A 14,834-nucleotide genomic window follows, 5' to 3' on the forward strand; every position below is an offset into this window, starting at 1 on the left:
CGGGCGTCGACGCCAAGAGTATGGGACTTGCCTCGGGGTTCACCACTCGTGACAGAAGTTGTGTGTCGCGAAGACCTGCCCGTTCTCGGCGAGGTAGACGCCGACGCCGCCGCGGTCCCAGCCGTAGGGGACGTTCTCCTCTAAGATCGCCTCGCGGTGCTCCGTGGAGTTCATCCACTGGTCGACCAGCCCCTCCGCCAGCCCCTCCGCGGTCCGGTGTTCGACGGTTCCGTTGCCGTCGGCCGCCTCGACCGGTCTGTCGACCCAGGTCATCGCGATGTTCTCGCCGTACCCCCGGCAGTAGTCGTCGACGTCGCGAAACCGGTCGTAGGGTTGCTCGCCGTCGGGGTTCGAGTGCGAGAAGTACTCGCGATCCGCCATATCCTCGCTGTGGGCCCGCGAGACCGACGCGACGGTGCCGTCCCACTCGATCGCCTCGAGGTCGTGCGCGGCGCGGCGCTCGTTGACCTCGGCGTGGACGAAGTCCTCGACGTCGTTCGAGGGGATCGTCTCGACGTCGGTCTCGTAGCTCGACTCGTTCGGATCGTCGGGGTCGGTCACCTCGGGGTCGCGCTCGCCGGTCGGCGGCGGCTCGGAGCTGGGTGAGGGCTGGGTTCCGACGTCGATCTCGTCGACGTCGTCGAACCCGTCGAGATCGTCGACCAGCGCCGGACCGTAGGTCGCGCCGGCCAGCGCGATCGCGCCGACCAGTGCCACCAGGACGACCAGCCTGATGACGCCGCGCAGCAGTCCCCGGTCGGCGTCGGTCGGGTCCGCGCTCGGACCCGGAGGAGGGCGATTGCTCATGGTTCCTAGGCAAGCGGTCGGGAACCAAGAGTGTCGCGGTTGCACACATCCCGTAGGGCGAGCCTACTCCGAGCCGAACAGCGTCTCGTGGAAGGCGACCACCAACCCCGGAACGACGGCCATGAACAGGTGTTCCTCGAGCGGGATACCGGCGACGTCGATTCCGGTCCGGAGTTTGATGTCGAAGACGCCGACCTCGAGGGTGTAGCGGTCCCAGACGTAGGCGACGGGATACAGCGCGAGGATCGTCGCCCCCGCTCGCCGGAGCGCGTTCGCCCGGCGAAGCAGGAGAAACGCGATCGCGCCCCAGAACAGCTCGGTCGCGAGGTAGGTGTACCGGCCGAAGACGCTGATATCGGGCACCATACGCCAGCTACGGAGTCGGCGTCGAAAAATGGTGTCCCTGATCCCAGCCGGCAGCACCGTGCAGTACGTTAAATACGCCGGCGTGAGTAGACCGACCCGAACGATGAATATCGCTGATATCGCGACGAAGGAGTTTATCGAAGTCGACGTCGGGACGCGGATGGGTAAGGTCCGTTCGACGTTCGAGGACGGCAACCCGAAGGGGATCATCGTCACCGACGACGGCGAGTACGAGGGCGTGCTCAGCGAGCGCGAGGTGCTCCAGTCCCACGTCGAGGACGACGCGAAGGTCGCGGCGCTGATCAAACCCAGCCGCAACTCGCCGGCGCCCCAGATCGACCGCCAGGAGGACGTCCGCGAGACCGCGCGGATGCTCATCGAGAGCAACTCGAAGGTCGCGCCCGTCTTCGAGAACGACGAGCTCTGGGGGGTCATCACCGACGACGCGATCCTCGAGGCCGTCCTCGAGAACCTCGACGCGCTGACCGTCGAGGACGTCTACACCTCCGACCCCGTCACGCTCCAGGAGAAAGACGGCGTCGGCAAGGCGATCAACCACCTGCGCGAGCACGGCATCTCGCGGCTCCCCATTCTGAACGAGAACGGCTACCTCACGGGCGTCGTCACGACCCACGACATCGCCGACTTCGTCATCCGGGAGAACAACTCCACGACCGTCGGCGATCGGGTCGGCGACACCGATCGGATGCTCGATGTCCCGATCTACGACATCATGAACAGCCCCGTCAGGACGACCTCGCTCGACACCTCCGTCGAGGCGGCCGTCGAGACGATGCTCGAGGACGACTACGCCGGCCTGATGGTCACCCCCGAGGACGACGACCGGATCGTCATCGGCGTCATCACCAAGACCGACGTCCTGCGGGCGCTGACCTACACCGAGGAGGAGCGAATGGACGTCCAGATCACCAACATCTCGATGCTCGATACGATCACCCGCGAGGGGATCACCGAGAGCATCCAGGACGTCTCCGACAAGTACGCCGACATGCAGGTGATGCACGCCCACGTTCGCTTCTCCGAGCACAAAGAGAAGCTCCGCGGGACGCCGCTGGTGCAGTGTCAGATCCGCCTGCGAACCAACAAGGGCCAGGTCGCCGGCACCGGCGAGGGCTACGGCGCCGAGAACGCCTTCCGCGTCGCGCTCGATAAGCTCGAGCGCAACGTCCTCGAGCTGAAAGGCGTCACCAGCGACGAGGAGTACCGCGGCCAGCTGCTGCGGAAGCTCAACGAGCTGTAAACCGGCAGCCGTCGCCGTTTTTCGAACCGAGTCGACGGAGCGGTCGTTTCCGTCGCGTCGAGAGGTGATTAGCGAAGCGTGTCGGCGTCCTCTCCCTCGAGGCCCGTCTCCGTGATCCGGAACTGGGCCGACTCCCCGGTGGGTTTCGAGCGGTGCTTCTCGAGGGTCGCTCGTCGGTTACCACCGCGGAAGCGTTCGATCCGGAGGACGGTTCCGGTCCAGTGCTCTAAGGTATTGCCCCCGAGCGGGCGCGTTCGGTCGGCGTCGGGATCGGCGAAGACCTGGTTGGTGAGCACGACCGCCAGATCGTGCTTGCGCGCGAGCGACAGCAGGTGGGTGATCTGGCGGGCGACGCCCCGGAGCGCCTCGCCGTCGTCGCTCTCGCCGGTTCGCTCGAGGCGGTAGAACCCGGTCGCGCTGTCGAGGACGATCAGTGAGGCCCGGTCGGCGAACTCCTCGGCGTCCCGGACCGCCTCCTCCTGTTGCTCGAAGTCCAGCGCGTCCTCGACGACGATCCGGGAGGCGACCCGCTCGACGTCCGCAGTCTCGTCGACCCGCGCGGAGAGCAGCTGCTCGAAGCGGTCGACCGAGAGCCCCTCAGTGTCGATGTAGACGGCGGTCCCGTCGGCGACGGCGGTTTCGACCGCGGCCGACAGCGCGAGGTTGGTCTTGCCCGCGGCCGGCGGTCCGTACAGCTGCGTGACGGTTCCGCGCTCGAACCCGCCGCCGAGCAGCTCGTCGATCGGCCCGCACCCGGTCGGAATCGCCTCGTCGTTCACGGGCGATATTGCTCGCCACCCCGCAAAAACCCCCGGAAATCCGCCGCGCGCCGAGGGGTTCGCGTACGTTTATTCGGATTGAAAGCGAAGTGCGACCGTGATCGTCGTCGCCACGTCAGATTTCGAGGTGTACCACGGCGTCGTCAACGAGCTGCGCGAGCGCGGCGCCGCGTTCACGACCGTCGAGCCCGAGGAGCCGCTGCCCGAGGAGACGACCGTCCTCGTAACCGACGAGGCCCACGCCGACGCGTTCTCGAGCGTGACGACGGTCGTCGCCGACCCCGACGGGGCCCGACGGGCGGTCGACCAGGCGCTGACGACCGCCCGCGGTGAGGGCGGGCGAACGATCGTCGGCGTCGACCCCGGGCGAAAGCCCGGCATCGCCGTGCTGGCCGGCGAGATGGTGGTCGCCGCGTTCCAGGTTCCGCTCGCCGACGCCGTCGACGTGATCCAGCGGGAGGTCGCCGACGCGACCTCACCGGTGGTTCGGGTCGGCGACGGCGCCCGACTGCAGAGCTCGACACTGGTCAACGACCTCGAGGACGTCCGCGTCGAGCTCGTCGACGAGACGGGAACGACGCCGTACCTCGGCACGGGTTCGCGCGGGATGGGCGACGTGCTGGCCGCCGTCAACATCGCTCGCCTCGAGGGCGAACCCGTCGAAACTCGAGAGATCGAGCCGACCGCGGGCGAGCTCCAGATGATCAAGGACCGGGCGCGCGAGCGAAGCGAGACCAACCGGGCGATCGACGAGGGATTGGCCCGACGGGTCGCCGCCGGCGAGCTGACCGTCGAGGAGGCGCTGGCCGAACACCGCGACCGCGACGCCGACGGCTCCTCGAGCGGCGAGTCCGGTACCTGACGGAGCGCCACCGCTGTCGCGGCCCGCCGCGAAACGACCCGTCCGCGGCCGTTCTCGAGCGCGCTTCGCTCATTCGTTCGCTCACCATCAAGTTACGCTGTGATTTCAAAATCCATAATAGTAATGTAGTTAGAAATTATGACTGTATGTATGGGTGAATAGAATCGGCGATCGGTGATCGTCTCGAGTGCGGCCCTCGCGACCGGTACCGCCCTCGCCGCAGCCGGAACGAGCAGCGCGAAGGAATCCCCAGCGACCCCCGACGCGACCGAACCGAGCGGCTGGTCGTCCCACGGCGGGACGATCGGCAACTGTCGGTGTGTCCCCTCGAGCGACGGGCTCCGACGACCGAACGAGGTCGCCTGGCGGTACGACCGTAGCGGACCCGCAGCGGTCGTCGAGGACGCCGTCTACCTCCAGACCGACGGCGAGGTTCACTCCCTCGCCGCGAGCGACGGGAGCCGTCGGTGGATCGCTGACGGGATCGGCGCGTCTGGAACGCCCGCGGTCTCCGGGGACCGCGTCTACGTCGCGGGCGAAGCGGTCGCGGCGCTCGAGGCCGAAACCGGCGACGTGCGCTGGAGCGAGTCGCTCGGTGGAGCGGAGTCGGTATCGTCCCCGGTCGTCGCCCTCAGCGCGGTCTACGCGAGCGCCGACGGCGTTCTTCGCGCGTTCGACGCTCACACGGGCGACCTGCGATGGGAGCGCGAGACGGTCGACGTGCGCCTCGATGCCGAGGGTGGGCCCGGCGAGGTCGCGTACGGCTTCCACTCGAGCGACGGGACGGTCGCCGTCGCCGACGGGACGGTCTGGGCGTTGTTAGACGGCGCACGGAGCGAGAGCGGGATCGACGTGGACGCGGCCGTCGCGCTTGATCCGGCGACGGGCCGGACCCTGCGGACGATCCGCCTGCCGTCGGGGCGAGCCGCGAACGGGCTGGCGGCCACCGAGGACGCGCTGTTCGTCGAGACGCCAGGCGAGGAGGGAATCGTCGTGCTCGATCCCGCCTCGGGGGCGGTCGTCGACACCGTCAGCGACGCCCTCCACAGCGCCGCCGTCGGCGATCTCGCCGTCACCCACGGGCGCCACACGCTCTCGAGCACCGGCGCCGACGCGCCGTGGAACGACCGGGAGGCCCATGCCTACGGGAAGCCGACGATCGTCGGCGACGTCGTCGTCGTCGCCCACAGTAGAGGCGACCGCACCTCGGCCGACGAACTCGTCGGGTTCGACCTCGAGGACGGCGCCGAGCGCTGGCGGTTCGCCTTCGACGACCGCCACTGGTCCGACGGGTTCCCGATCGACGCGATCGTCGACGGGGAGACGGTCTACGTCGACAGGGGCGGCGAGTTTACCTGAAAATCAGGCGCTAATGCCCCGTCCTCAAGGAGCAACGCAGGGAGCGAAGCGACCGAGTAGCGTTAACGAGAGCGAAGCTCTCGTTCGTACATCAGAACGCTTCGCGTTCTGAGGACGCAGTAGAGCGGGGATACAGCGCCGTCATCGTCTTGACGCAGTTGGCATCGACGTGGGAATCCTGAAATACGCCCACGACAGCGATGGAACCGCCGTCGAGTCACCAGACCTTTCCGACGAACGCGAGCGGTTAGAACGCGCTCAACGTAACCTCTCGCGGAAGGAACACCGCTCGAACAATTGGGAGGAACAACGCAAGACGGTCGCCCGACGCCACGCCGACCTGAAGCGCAAGCGACGTGATTTCTTGCACAAACTCTCGGCGTACTACGCCCGAGAGTACGACCTTGTGGCCGTCGAGGACTTGGACACGAAGGGGTTGGTCGAACTCTCCGATAACTCTCGGAACCGAGCCGGAGCCTCGTGGGGGACGTTCCTTCGAATGCTCGAATACAAGTGCGAGCGGGAAGGGACGCACTTCGTCTCCGTGGACCCCCGAGGCACGACCAAAGAATGCGCGTCATGTGGCGTCGAGACGGACAAGCCGTTGTGGGTACGCGAGCATTCGTGTCCGTCGTGTGGGTTCGAGGCAGACAGAGACGCAAATGCGTCGTGGAACATTCTTTCTCGCGGTCTCGAACAAGTAGGGACGGGCTATCCCGAATCAACGCCTGTGGAGACTGCGCTCCCTACGGACACCGATTCGGTGTCTGCAAAGCGCGTCATGGAAGCAGGAAGCCCCACCCTCAAGGAGCGAACCGCGTCAGCGGTGAGCGAGTAGGGTGGGGAGGAAGTCACCGCGGTTCGGTCGTCGTAGTCCGTCCGGGCCGAGGTCGGACCCGCAGAGCGGAAGAACACGTACTTCTACCTTCCCCCGACGTAGACGACGGTATGGACGGAACTGCGCCCGATCGCACCGCCGAGCTTGCGCTTCTGCTCGAGGTCGCGGGCACGCCCAAACCCGGAAACGTCGACCGCCACCGGGACCTCGAGGACCTGCGTTTCGAACACTTCCTCGCCGGCGCCGTCGGCGCCCGCGACGGACTCGAACTGGCCGCCAACGGCGCGGCCGTCGGCCCCGCCTTCGAGCGCGCCGTCGAGGGGATGGCGACCCAGGAGGGCGGCAACACCCAGTTCGGCGCGCTGTTGTTGCTCGTGCCGCTGGTCCGGGCCGCCCGCCACGAACTCTCTCAGCCAGTTCTCGAGGGCGTCCTCGAGGGGACGACCGTCGCCGACGCGGCCGCCTTCTACCGGGCCTTCGAGCACGTCGACGTCTTCGTCGCCGACCCGCCCGAGGGAATGGCCCCGCTTGACGTCCGTCGCGGCGCCGCGGCGGTCCCCGCCCTCGAGGAGCGCGGACTCACCCTGTTCGACGTGATGGACCGCAGCGTTCCGGGAGACGACGTCGCCCGCGAGTGGGTCACCGGGTTCGAGCGCTCGTTCGACGCCGCCGAGCGCCTGGCCGCGGTCGACGGCCCGATCCTCGATCGAACCGCGGCCGTCTTCCTCTCGCTGCTGGCCGACCGTCCCGACACCCTCGTCGCCGACCGCCGCGGGGAGCGGGTCGCCGCGGAGGTGACCGACCGCGCCGCCGCGCTGGTCAAGCGCGACGCCCTCGAGACCGACCCCGATGCCGTCGAGTCGTTCGCCGACGAACTCGTCGACCGCGGGATCAACCCCGGAACGACGGCCGATCTGACCGCGGCCGGACTGTTCATCGCCCTCGAGCGCGAAGCGGTCGAGCTATGAGCGAGGACGCGAAGCGGGACGGCGATCGAACGCCGGACGAAAGCGCCGAGTGGCCCGTCTCGCTCGAGGGGGTCACCGAGTCGGTCGTGACGACCCTCGGGCCGAACGACCGGTGGAACGCCGCCGCGCTCGGGCTGTTCGCCGACGAGGACGACGGCTCGGTCACCGCCACGACGTGGGGCAACACCAGAACCCGACGGAACTTCCGCCGGCGGGGCGAGGGGTATATCCAGTTTACCGTCGACCCCGTCACCTTCGCCGACGCCGCGCTCTCGATCGTCGAGGTCGACGATCCCGTCCTCGAGTCGGCCGACGCCTGGACGCGGGTCCGGGTCGAACGTATCGGCGCGGACACCGAGGGCGACACCCGCCGGGAGGAGTGGGTGCTTCGTCCCGTCGAGTCGAGGGTCGTCGACGAGCGGGTGCCGACGATCGACCGCGGCTTCGGCGCGGTGATCGAGGCGACCGTCGCCGCCTCGCGGCTCGGAGTCCCGGTGTACGATCAGGGGGAGCTCCGGGACCGCCTCGAGTACTACGCCTCCGTCGTCGACCGCGCGGGGAGCCCGCGAGAGCGGGCGGCCCTCGAGCGTGTCCGGGAGCACGCCGACTGGTAGGTCCCCGGCGAAGAACGAATGGCTTTAGGGCGCGCTCGGAAAACCCATCGGTATGGCAATCAAACCGGCCTACGTCAAGAAGACCGGGAACCTCCTGCTGGAGCGGTACCCGGAGGCGTTCACGACCGACTTCGAGCAGAACAAAGACAGCGTCACGAAGCTGACGAACGTCGAGTCCAAGGGCGTTCGCAACCGCATCGCCGGCTACGTCACGCGCAAGAAAAGCGGCGAAGCGGCGGCATAGCTCGAGTTCTCGCCGGCAGACGACTCGGTCAAAAAGATCAGATAGCGACGGGTCCGCGTCAGCGGGCTCGAGAGTCCGTTCAGTGGCCGTGGCCGTCGTCGAAACCGGGCTCCATGTAGGCCGCGGCGACGAGCGCGACGAGCCCGAAGAAGAGTCCGAACAGCAGTCCGACCGCCCCGGTGACGATCGAGAGCTCGCCGGCCAGGGGGATGCTCATCTGCTGGAAGCCCATCACGCCGAGGGCGATCCCGAGCAGGAACAGCAGCGCCGAGGCCGCCGTCGCGCCGATGCTGAACCGGGTTCCGAACAGGTCGAGGCCGTCCGTACCCGCGGTCGAGTTCGTCACCGAGACCACCCCGTGCGAGGCGAACGGAGCTGGCTGCCCCCGGCGGCCGGGCCGCGAGCCGGATCGATACCTGAACCGCGTCGGTTCTGGTGGAAGCGCATCGATCGATACCATCCACTCCGGTTTCTTAATCCCTTCTATGCGATCGCCCCGAGCCGACCGCTCCGGCGATCGGCTCCGACCCTGCAGCAGTCGCGGGAATCCAAACCGTTTTGCGCACACAACTCCGAGGACGGGAAAATGGCAGTACGAGTAGGCGTACTCGGCGCAACCGGAGCCGTCGGACAGCGACTGATCCAGCTTCTCGATCCCCACCCCGATTTCGAGATCGCCGCGCTGACCGCGAGCGACTCCAGCGCCGGCAAGAGCTACCGACAGGCCGCGAAGTGGCGCGTGGAAGGTCCGATCCCCGAAGACGTCGCGGAGACGACCGTCACGGCGACCGACCCCGACGAGGTCCCCGACGACGTCGACCTCCTCTTTTCGTCGCTCCCCTCGAGCGTCGGTGCCGAGGTCGAACCCGCGTTCTGCGAGGCGGGGTACGTCATGTCCTCGAACTCCTCGAACGCGCGGATGGACGACGACGTCCCCCTCGTGATCCCGGAGGTCAACGCCGAACACATCGATCTGCTGGAGGTCCAGCGCGACGAACGCGGCTGGGACGGCGCGATGGTCAAAAACCCCAACTGCTCGACGATCACCTTCGTTCCCACGCTGGCCGCGCTCGCGGAGTACGGCCTCGAGTCGGTCCACGTCGCCACCCTCCAGGCGGTCTCCGGGGCGGGCTATGACGGCGTCTCCTCGATGGAGATCATCGACAACGCCATCCCCTACATCGGCAGCGAGGAGGACAAACTCGAGACCGAATCGCGCAAGCTGCTTGGCGAGTTCGACGGCGCCGAACTCAGCCACAACGGCGTCGAGGTCGCCGCCTCCTGTAACCGGATCCCGACGATCGACGGCCACCTCGAGAACGTCTGGGTCGAAACCGAGGAGGAACTCTCCCCCGAGGACGCAGCCGACGCAATGGCTTCGTATCCCTCCCTCGAACTGCGGTCCTCGCCCGACCAGCTCATCCACGTCTTCGAGGAACCCGACCGTCCCCAGCCCCGCCTCGATCGGTCGCTCGGCGACGGGATGGCCGTCGCCGCCGGCGGGCTGCGCGAGTCGTCGTTCGGTCTGCAGTACAACTGCCTGGCACACAACACGATCCGCGGCGCCGCGGGCGCGAGCGTTCTGAACGGGGAACTGCTGCTCGAGAACGGCTACCTCTAGCGACGCGATCGCGGATTCTCTCTCGCCGAGATCGGACGGCGAGCGCCGCCTCTCACCCTCCGGCTCCGGATATCCCGGACGGCCGGGTATCAGGGAACGACCTGGTTGCGGAGCTCGTCGGCTCCCTGGTCGAACCGGCGCACGTTCTCGGCGACGATGTCGGCCAGCCGCTCGTAGTACCGGGGCGTCTGCCCGGCGTTGTGGGGCGTGATCTGGACGTTCCCGAAGTTCCACAGCGGGTGGTCCTCCGGCAACGGCTCGGGGTCGGTGACGTCCAGCGAGGCCCCGCGGATCCAGTTCGAGCGAAGCGCCTCCACGAGCGCGTCGGTGTCGACGACCGGTCCCCGCGCGACGTTGACGATCACGGCCTCGGGATCGAGCGTGATCATCGCCTCCCGGTCGATCAGCCCGCGGGTGAGATCGGTAAGCGGACAGGCGAGCACGAGGTAGTCGGTCCGGGCGAGGGCGTCCTCGAACGGCTCGGCCTCGAAGCCGACGACCTCGTCGGTCGGACCGCCCTTCTCCGGCGTGTAGCGCACCCCGATCGTCTCGACGCCGAACGGCTCGAGGCGCTCGGCGGTCGCCCGCCCGATCGCGCCCAGGCCGACGATGGTGACTGTCGACCCCTGGAGCTCGTGGGCCCTGTAGTGGCGCCACTCCCGGCGGCGCTGCCGGCGCTCGGCGACGTGGAACCGGCGGGTGAAGTGCAAGATCGCGCCGAGAACGTGCTCGCCCATGTTCGGCCCGTGAACCCCCGAGGCGTTGGTAACCGCGACGCCCCGCTCTCGGAGTCGATCGAGCGGGAGGTGACCGGTACCCGCGTACGCGCAGGCGAACGCCTCGAGGGCGTCGGCGTCCTCGAGCAGCTCCTCATCGAGGGTCATCCCGGTGACGAAGCGGGCGTCCTCGATCAGCTCGCGCTCGGCGGTCGGGGTGCGGGCGAGCTCGACGGTTCGGTCGGGGAGCCGCTCCCGGAGCGTCCGGGCGTACTGTTCGATCGGCGTTCCGTGGGTTCCCTTGCGCAACACGAGAAGGTCCGTCATATCAGGTGCCTCGAGCGGTGGCGGCAAAAACGTTCAGTTCGCGGGGAGTACCGCCGCCGGCGGTCGATCCGAACTTCAGGCAGTTTAATACGGGCCGTCCAGTGCCAAGGAAGTATGGAACGCGTTGATGTCGCGATCGTCGGCGGCGGGCCCGCCGGCGCCTGTGCGGCGGAACGGGCCGCCGCACACGGCGCCGAGACGGTCCTGTTCGAACAGGGGGTCCCGCGGGAGGACCGCGACGGGCTCGGTCCGGACTCGACCGACGCGGCCGGTATGCTCGATTACTGGATCGATATCATGGACTTCGACTACCGGGAGATTCCCGACGACGTCATCCTCCGGGAACTCGACGCCACCGAGTTCGTCGGCCCCTCGAGCCGCCTCGAACTCGCGACCACCGGGATCGACACCGACTACCCGCGGTTCGGCTACACCTTCCACCGCGCCCGGATGGACGACTGGCTCCACGAGCGCGCGACCGACGCCGGCGCCGACCTGCGGGTCGGAACCGGGGTCAAATCCCTCGAGACCGACCTGCGGGCCTCGAGTCCGAAGGGGCCGACCCACACGCTGACGCTCTCGGACGGCGACCGACTCGAGGCCCAGTACGTCGTCCTCGCGGACGGACCGCAGCGCCGGATCACCCTCGAGGCGCTGGATCAGTTCACCCCGCCCGGACGGAGCGTTTCGGATCACCTCTCGCCGCCCGAAGCGAACCACATCGCCTACCAGGAGTACCGGGAGTTTCCGCCCGAGCTGTTCGAAGAGAACCGCCTCAAGTTCTGGTGGGGGTACATGCCCGGCGAGACCGCCTACCCGTGGGTGTTCCCCAACGACGGCACCGTCGCCCGCGTCGGCCTGACGATGCCGATCGGAATGGACCTCGAGGACGTCTCCAACCCCGGCGCCTACGCGCTCTTGGAGCCGACCGACGACCAACTCCCCTCCGGCGCCGAGTACGTCCGCCGGCTGCTCGAACTGGAGTACGGCGACGAGTACGACATCGAGACCGACATCCCGATCGTCGAGGACCGCGGCAAGTCGAAGGGAACCGAGACGTACCCGATCTCCTCGACGCGACCGATCGACTCCCCGGTCGGCGCGAACATCGCCGTCGCCGGCGGCGCGATGGGGACGACCTCGGCGTTCCACGAGGGAGGGTACCACGTCGCCGTTCGCACGGGCAAGATCGCCGGCCGTCTCGCCGCGACCGACTCCCTCGAGAACTACAACGAGGTCTGGAAGCGCGCGATCGGCGACGAGATCGTCCGGAACGTCGCCTTCGCCGACATCGTCGCGGAGTACGAGCCCGACGACTGGGACCGCGCGTTCGAGACCGTCGCCGACATGCAGAGCCCCGAAAGGGGCAACGCGATCCTCGATCGGACCTACGCCGCGGGGATCGGCGCGACGAAGCTGCTCGCGGCGTACAAGAGACGCAAGTTCTCCTACCGCGACGGTCGGTACGTCCAGTTGACCGAGGACGAGTACTTCTACTGAGCGACGGCCCCGTCGAGTCGGCGTCGCCGCCGCGTCGACGGCTCACCGCGTTCTGGAACCGTCCGGCTTCCCAGCGTCGAGACCGACGGTAACGAGGGGGCGATTCGCCTCTGACACCGCTTCTCGTGGCTCCCCCAGTGCGAGCGAACGATCCTCCCGGAGCGGAGCCACCGTCAACAGGATCGCTCGCAGCGAGGGGGCATGATCGTAGCGGACCACGCTCGCCCGGTCGTGGGACGCGATCCCCTGAGGCTGCCACCCGACGTCTCGCTCGACGACCGTCACTCGAGACGCCGGAACCACCTGATAGGGAGCCATTACCCCCTCCTCGAGTTTCGCCCGTTCGGAACCGTCCTCTCGAGGCGCTCCCGCGGTCGGCTCCGAGCCGCCGACGAGCAGGCCCGCCGAGAGCGCGCCGTACTTGGCGAAGGTCCGCCGCGACATCGATCGAGCGTTGGCTGGGTGCATCGAACTCACGTCCGCGGTAGCACCACTGAGGAGTTCATAGTCGTTCGCCATGGCGATACAGGCCCGAACCGTTCGGATATCCGTTCAGGGGTCGGTTTTATTCCGTTCGCGGTGGCCCGATAAGCCGATGTTCTTCCACGAACCGGAGCTCCAGTACGAGGTTACCGTCGAAGAGCCGGATCCCCACTTCGCGAAGCTGCTCCAGCAAGCCATCGGCGGGCAGGAGGGCGAGATGCGCGTCGCGATGCAGTACATGTTCCAGGCCTGGGCCCTCCCCGAGGAGTACGAAGGGTATCGGAACCTGTTGATGGAGACTGCGACCGAAGAGCTCGGCCACATCGAGATGCTCGCGACGGCCGTTACGAAGAACCTCCGCGGCTCGTCCAAGCAGATGAGCGAGGATGCCGAGAACGTCGCGTCGACGGCCGCGTCGATGACCGGACAGAACCCGCGACAGTTCCTCTCCGCCGGCCAGTCGGCGATGCCCCTCGACAGCAACGGCGTTCCGTTCTCCGGCGGCTACGTCGTTGCCTCGGGGAACCTCGCGGGCGACCTCTACGCGAACGTGATGGCCGAGGGGACCGGACGCACCCTCGCCACCCGCCTCTACGAGTACACCGACGACCCCGGCATGAAGGACATGCTCTCGTACCTCATCGCGCGCGATACGATGCACCAGAACCAGTGGCTCGCGGCCCTCGAATCGCTCGAGGATCCGCTTCCCGTTCCGGCGAGTTTCCCGCAGGAGGAGGAAAATCAGGACGTCAACTACGCGTTCATGTCGACCAGACGGGAGCAGCAACCGGACCCCGAAGCGCCCTGGACTCAGGGAACCGCTCCGGACGGCACGGGCGAGTTCTCTTACCTCGCCGAACAGCCCGGCGACGGCGACGGCGTCCCCCCGGCGCCGGACCCGAGCACGTACAGCGTTCCCGAAGACGAGTAGCGGCCGCGCTCCGCCCTCGACCGATCGCAGATACGGTTGCGCCCGGGCGAATAGCTCGCCCCCGGAGACTCGAGCGAGCGTTCGGACCGCCCGCAAACAAGACTTAAAGGACCCACCGCCCTACTACCGGTGCGTGCCTTTAGTCCCCGTCCGAGCGAACCCGTTCCGGGTGCGATGACAGCACGGCGAACCCGGGCACGCGACAGCCGAACTCGATCGTGACGGACGCCGTCACGTCCGGGGACGAACGTCCCCCGCCCGGCACGAGGGTTAGCCAGCCGACGCGGCACGCCGCCACGGAATGAGGCTGGACGTTAGTGTTCCGGGCGACACTTCCACCTTCTCGAGCGACGCGACTCGAGCGGTACTCCCCGTACGGACCGCCGCGCGCCGGCTTCGGCACGATCGCAACCGTCCCGCGATTACATCGGTACCTCGATACAGCAGCTCCCACCAGTCATCCCGAGGATCGAACTCGATACCGTATCGTCGCGTCCGAGCCCCTCTCGGCGTTCCGTCAGTCGCTCGATCCCGCGGACCGGGCCGCCGACGGCTCCGCGTATCGAACCGACTCGAGCGGGCCCTCGTCCCGTCTCAATCCCTCGTCGAGCGCACGAGCGCGTTCGATCTCGTCGCGTCTCGCGTCGAACGCTTCCGTCCGCGTGACGCTTCCGTTCCGGGGATCGAACTCGAGAAGCCCATCCTCCTCGAGTCGGGGAAGGAGATCGTGTATAAGCGACGTTCGTACTCGACGCTGCTCTCGCTCGGATGTAACGCCGTGCTCCTCGGCGGTTAGCCGTCGACTCAGCGTTTCGACGGACGTCTCGCGGTTTTCCAAGAGGGAGTACGTAATCTCCCGACAGCAGGGACGGGATAGGAAATTAACGATTGAGGCCGCGTCGGATTGCGTCGACTCTGGCATATGTGACACGTCGCTCTCGTGCTCGCATAAGATGCACTCCAAATATATTAGCGGTTATCGAAATTTGGTTCAGGTTTTGATAGTATTGTGCACTACGGTTCCGTAACGGACTCGTAGTAAATACGGAAAGCCCACACAGCGGGTGCTGTGCGGGCTGAATCTGAGTATGAGTGGTGGGCGGCGAATCGGTGTTTCCAGAGGGTCTCCCACTCCAGTACTTGCCGAAACGCAGGCGA

At 67.4% G+C, this 14,834-nt stretch carries 15 protein-coding genes and 1 pseudogene; 10 read left to right on the top strand and 6 right to left on the bottom strand.

Annotated elements, in window-relative coordinates; all coding sequences use genetic code 11:
• Positions 1–39 precede the first annotated feature (39 nt).
• Together GWG54_RS15230 and GWG54_RS15235 are read right to left on the bottom strand one after the other, a co-directional pair.
• Positions 40–807: a CAP domain-containing protein gene (locus tag GWG54_RS15230; RefSeq protein WP_167938584.1), complete on the bottom strand. Its 768-nt coding sequence runs from the start codon at positions 805–807 to the stop codon at positions 40–42.
• A 63-nt stretch (positions 808–870) separates the two neighbouring features.
• Positions 871–1,173: a lycopene cyclase domain-containing protein gene (locus GWG54_RS15235; RefSeq protein WP_167938585.1), complete on the bottom strand. Its 303-nt coding sequence runs from the start codon at positions 1,171–1,173 to the stop codon at positions 871–873.
• 103 nt (positions 1,174–1,276) lie between these two features.
• On the opposite strand from GWG54_RS15235, the gene GWG54_RS15240 reads away from it, so the two are divergent.
• Positions 1,277–2,434 (top strand): CBS domain-containing protein, encoded by a 1,158-nt coding sequence (locus tag GWG54_RS15240; protein ID WP_167938586.1) that lies wholly within the window; start codon positions 1,277–1,279, stop codon positions 2,432–2,434.
• Positions 2,435–2,502: 68 nt separating this feature from the next.
• On the opposite strand, the gene radB is transcribed toward GWG54_RS15240, so the two are convergent.
• Entirely contained in the window at positions 2,503–3,213 is a 711-nt protein-coding gene (radB, locus tag GWG54_RS15245) for a DNA repair and recombination protein RadB (protein WP_167938587.1), read from the bottom strand.
• A gap of 97 nt (positions 3,214–3,310) precedes the next feature.
• Here radB and GWG54_RS15250 point away from each other — a divergent pair, with 97 nt between their 5' ends.
• The 6 genes and pseudogenes from GWG54_RS15250 to GWG54_RS15275 all read left to right on the top strand — a co-directional run bounded on the left by GWG54_RS15250 (position 3,311) and on the right by GWG54_RS15275 (position 8,098).
• Positions 3,311–4,075 carry a hypothetical protein gene (locus GWG54_RS15250; RefSeq protein ID WP_167938588.1) on the top strand — a complete coding sequence of 255 codons (765 nt, stop codon included), beginning with the start codon at positions 3,311–3,313 and terminating at the stop codon, positions 4,073–4,075.
• Positions 4,076–4,249: 174 nt separating this feature from the next.
• Positions 4,250–5,434, top strand: a complete 1,185-nt coding sequence (locus GWG54_RS21195) for a PQQ-binding-like beta-propeller repeat protein (RefSeq protein WP_167938589.1) — start codon at positions 4,250–4,252, stop codon at positions 5,432–5,434.
• A 157-nt stretch (positions 5,435–5,591) separates the two neighbouring features.
• Positions 5,592–6,272 (top strand): annotated as a pseudogene (locus GWG54_RS15260) (RNA-guided endonuclease InsQ/TnpB family protein); the annotation flags it as partial.
• 110 nt (positions 6,273–6,382) lie between these two features.
• Positions 6,383–7,240 (top strand): triphosphoribosyl-dephospho-CoA synthase, encoded by an 858-nt coding sequence (locus GWG54_RS15265; RefSeq protein WP_167938590.1) that lies wholly within the window; start codon positions 6,383–6,385, stop codon positions 7,238–7,240.
• Positions 7,237–7,854 carry a DUF447 domain-containing protein gene (locus GWG54_RS15270; RefSeq protein ID WP_167938591.1) on the top strand — a complete coding sequence of 206 codons (618 nt, stop codon included), beginning with the start codon at positions 7,237–7,239 and terminating at the stop codon, positions 7,852–7,854. The genes GWG54_RS15265 and GWG54_RS15270 overlap by 4 nt, the downstream gene beginning before the upstream one ends.
• 52 nt (positions 7,855–7,906) lie before the next feature.
• Entirely contained in the window at positions 7,907–8,098 is a 192-nt protein-coding gene (locus GWG54_RS15275) for a 30S ribosomal protein S17e (protein ID WP_008425569.1), read from the top strand.
• 79 nt (positions 8,099–8,177) lie between these two features.
• Here the strand turns inward: GWG54_RS15275 and GWG54_RS15280 are convergent, their stop codons facing one another.
• Positions 8,178–8,444, bottom strand: coding sequence for a hypothetical protein (locus GWG54_RS15280; RefSeq protein WP_394352930.1), 267 nt, complete (start codon positions 8,442–8,444; stop codon positions 8,178–8,180).
• Positions 8,445–8,684: 240 nt separating this feature from the next.
• Here GWG54_RS15280 and asd point away from each other — a divergent pair, with 240 nt between their 5' ends.
• Positions 8,685–9,719: an aspartate-semialdehyde dehydrogenase gene (asd, locus tag GWG54_RS15285; protein ID WP_167938592.1), complete on the top strand. Its 1,035-nt coding sequence runs from the start codon at positions 8,685–8,687 to the stop codon at positions 9,717–9,719.
• An 89-nt stretch (positions 9,720–9,808) separates the two neighbouring features.
• Here the strand turns inward: asd and GWG54_RS15290 are convergent, their stop codons facing one another.
• Positions 9,809–10,762 (bottom strand): D-2-hydroxyacid dehydrogenase, encoded by a 954-nt coding sequence (locus tag GWG54_RS15290; protein WP_167938593.1) that lies wholly within the window; start codon positions 10,760–10,762, stop codon positions 9,809–9,811.
• A gap of 114 nt (positions 10,763–10,876) precedes the next feature.
• On the opposite strand from GWG54_RS15290, the gene GWG54_RS15295 reads away from it, so the two are divergent.
• The gene (locus tag GWG54_RS15295; protein WP_167938594.1) at positions 10,877–12,262 is read left to right on the top strand and encodes an NAD(P)/FAD-dependent oxidoreductase; all 1,386 of its coding nucleotides are present in this window, start codon (positions 10,877–10,879) and stop codon (positions 12,260–12,262) included.
• Positions 12,263–12,304: 42 nt separating this feature from the next.
• Here the strand turns inward: GWG54_RS15295 and GWG54_RS15300 are convergent, their stop codons facing one another.
• Positions 12,305–12,781: a hypothetical protein gene (locus tag GWG54_RS15300; RefSeq protein ID WP_167938595.1), complete on the bottom strand. Its 477-nt coding sequence runs from the start codon at positions 12,779–12,781 to the stop codon at positions 12,305–12,307.
• Positions 12,782–12,857: 76 nt separating this feature from the next.
• Between GWG54_RS15300 and GWG54_RS15305 the strand changes: the two genes are divergently transcribed.
• The gene (locus tag GWG54_RS15305; protein ID WP_167938596.1) at positions 12,858–13,676 is read left to right on the top strand and encodes a manganese catalase family protein; all 819 of its coding nucleotides are present in this window, start codon (positions 12,858–12,860) and stop codon (positions 13,674–13,676) included.
• Positions 13,677–14,834 lie beyond the last annotated feature (1,158 nt).

The organism is Natronococcus sp. JC468 (assembly GCF_012163165.1).
GTDB classification, from domain to species: domain Archaea; phylum Halobacteriota; class Halobacteria; order Halobacteriales; family Natrialbaceae; genus Natronococcus; species Natronococcus jeotgali.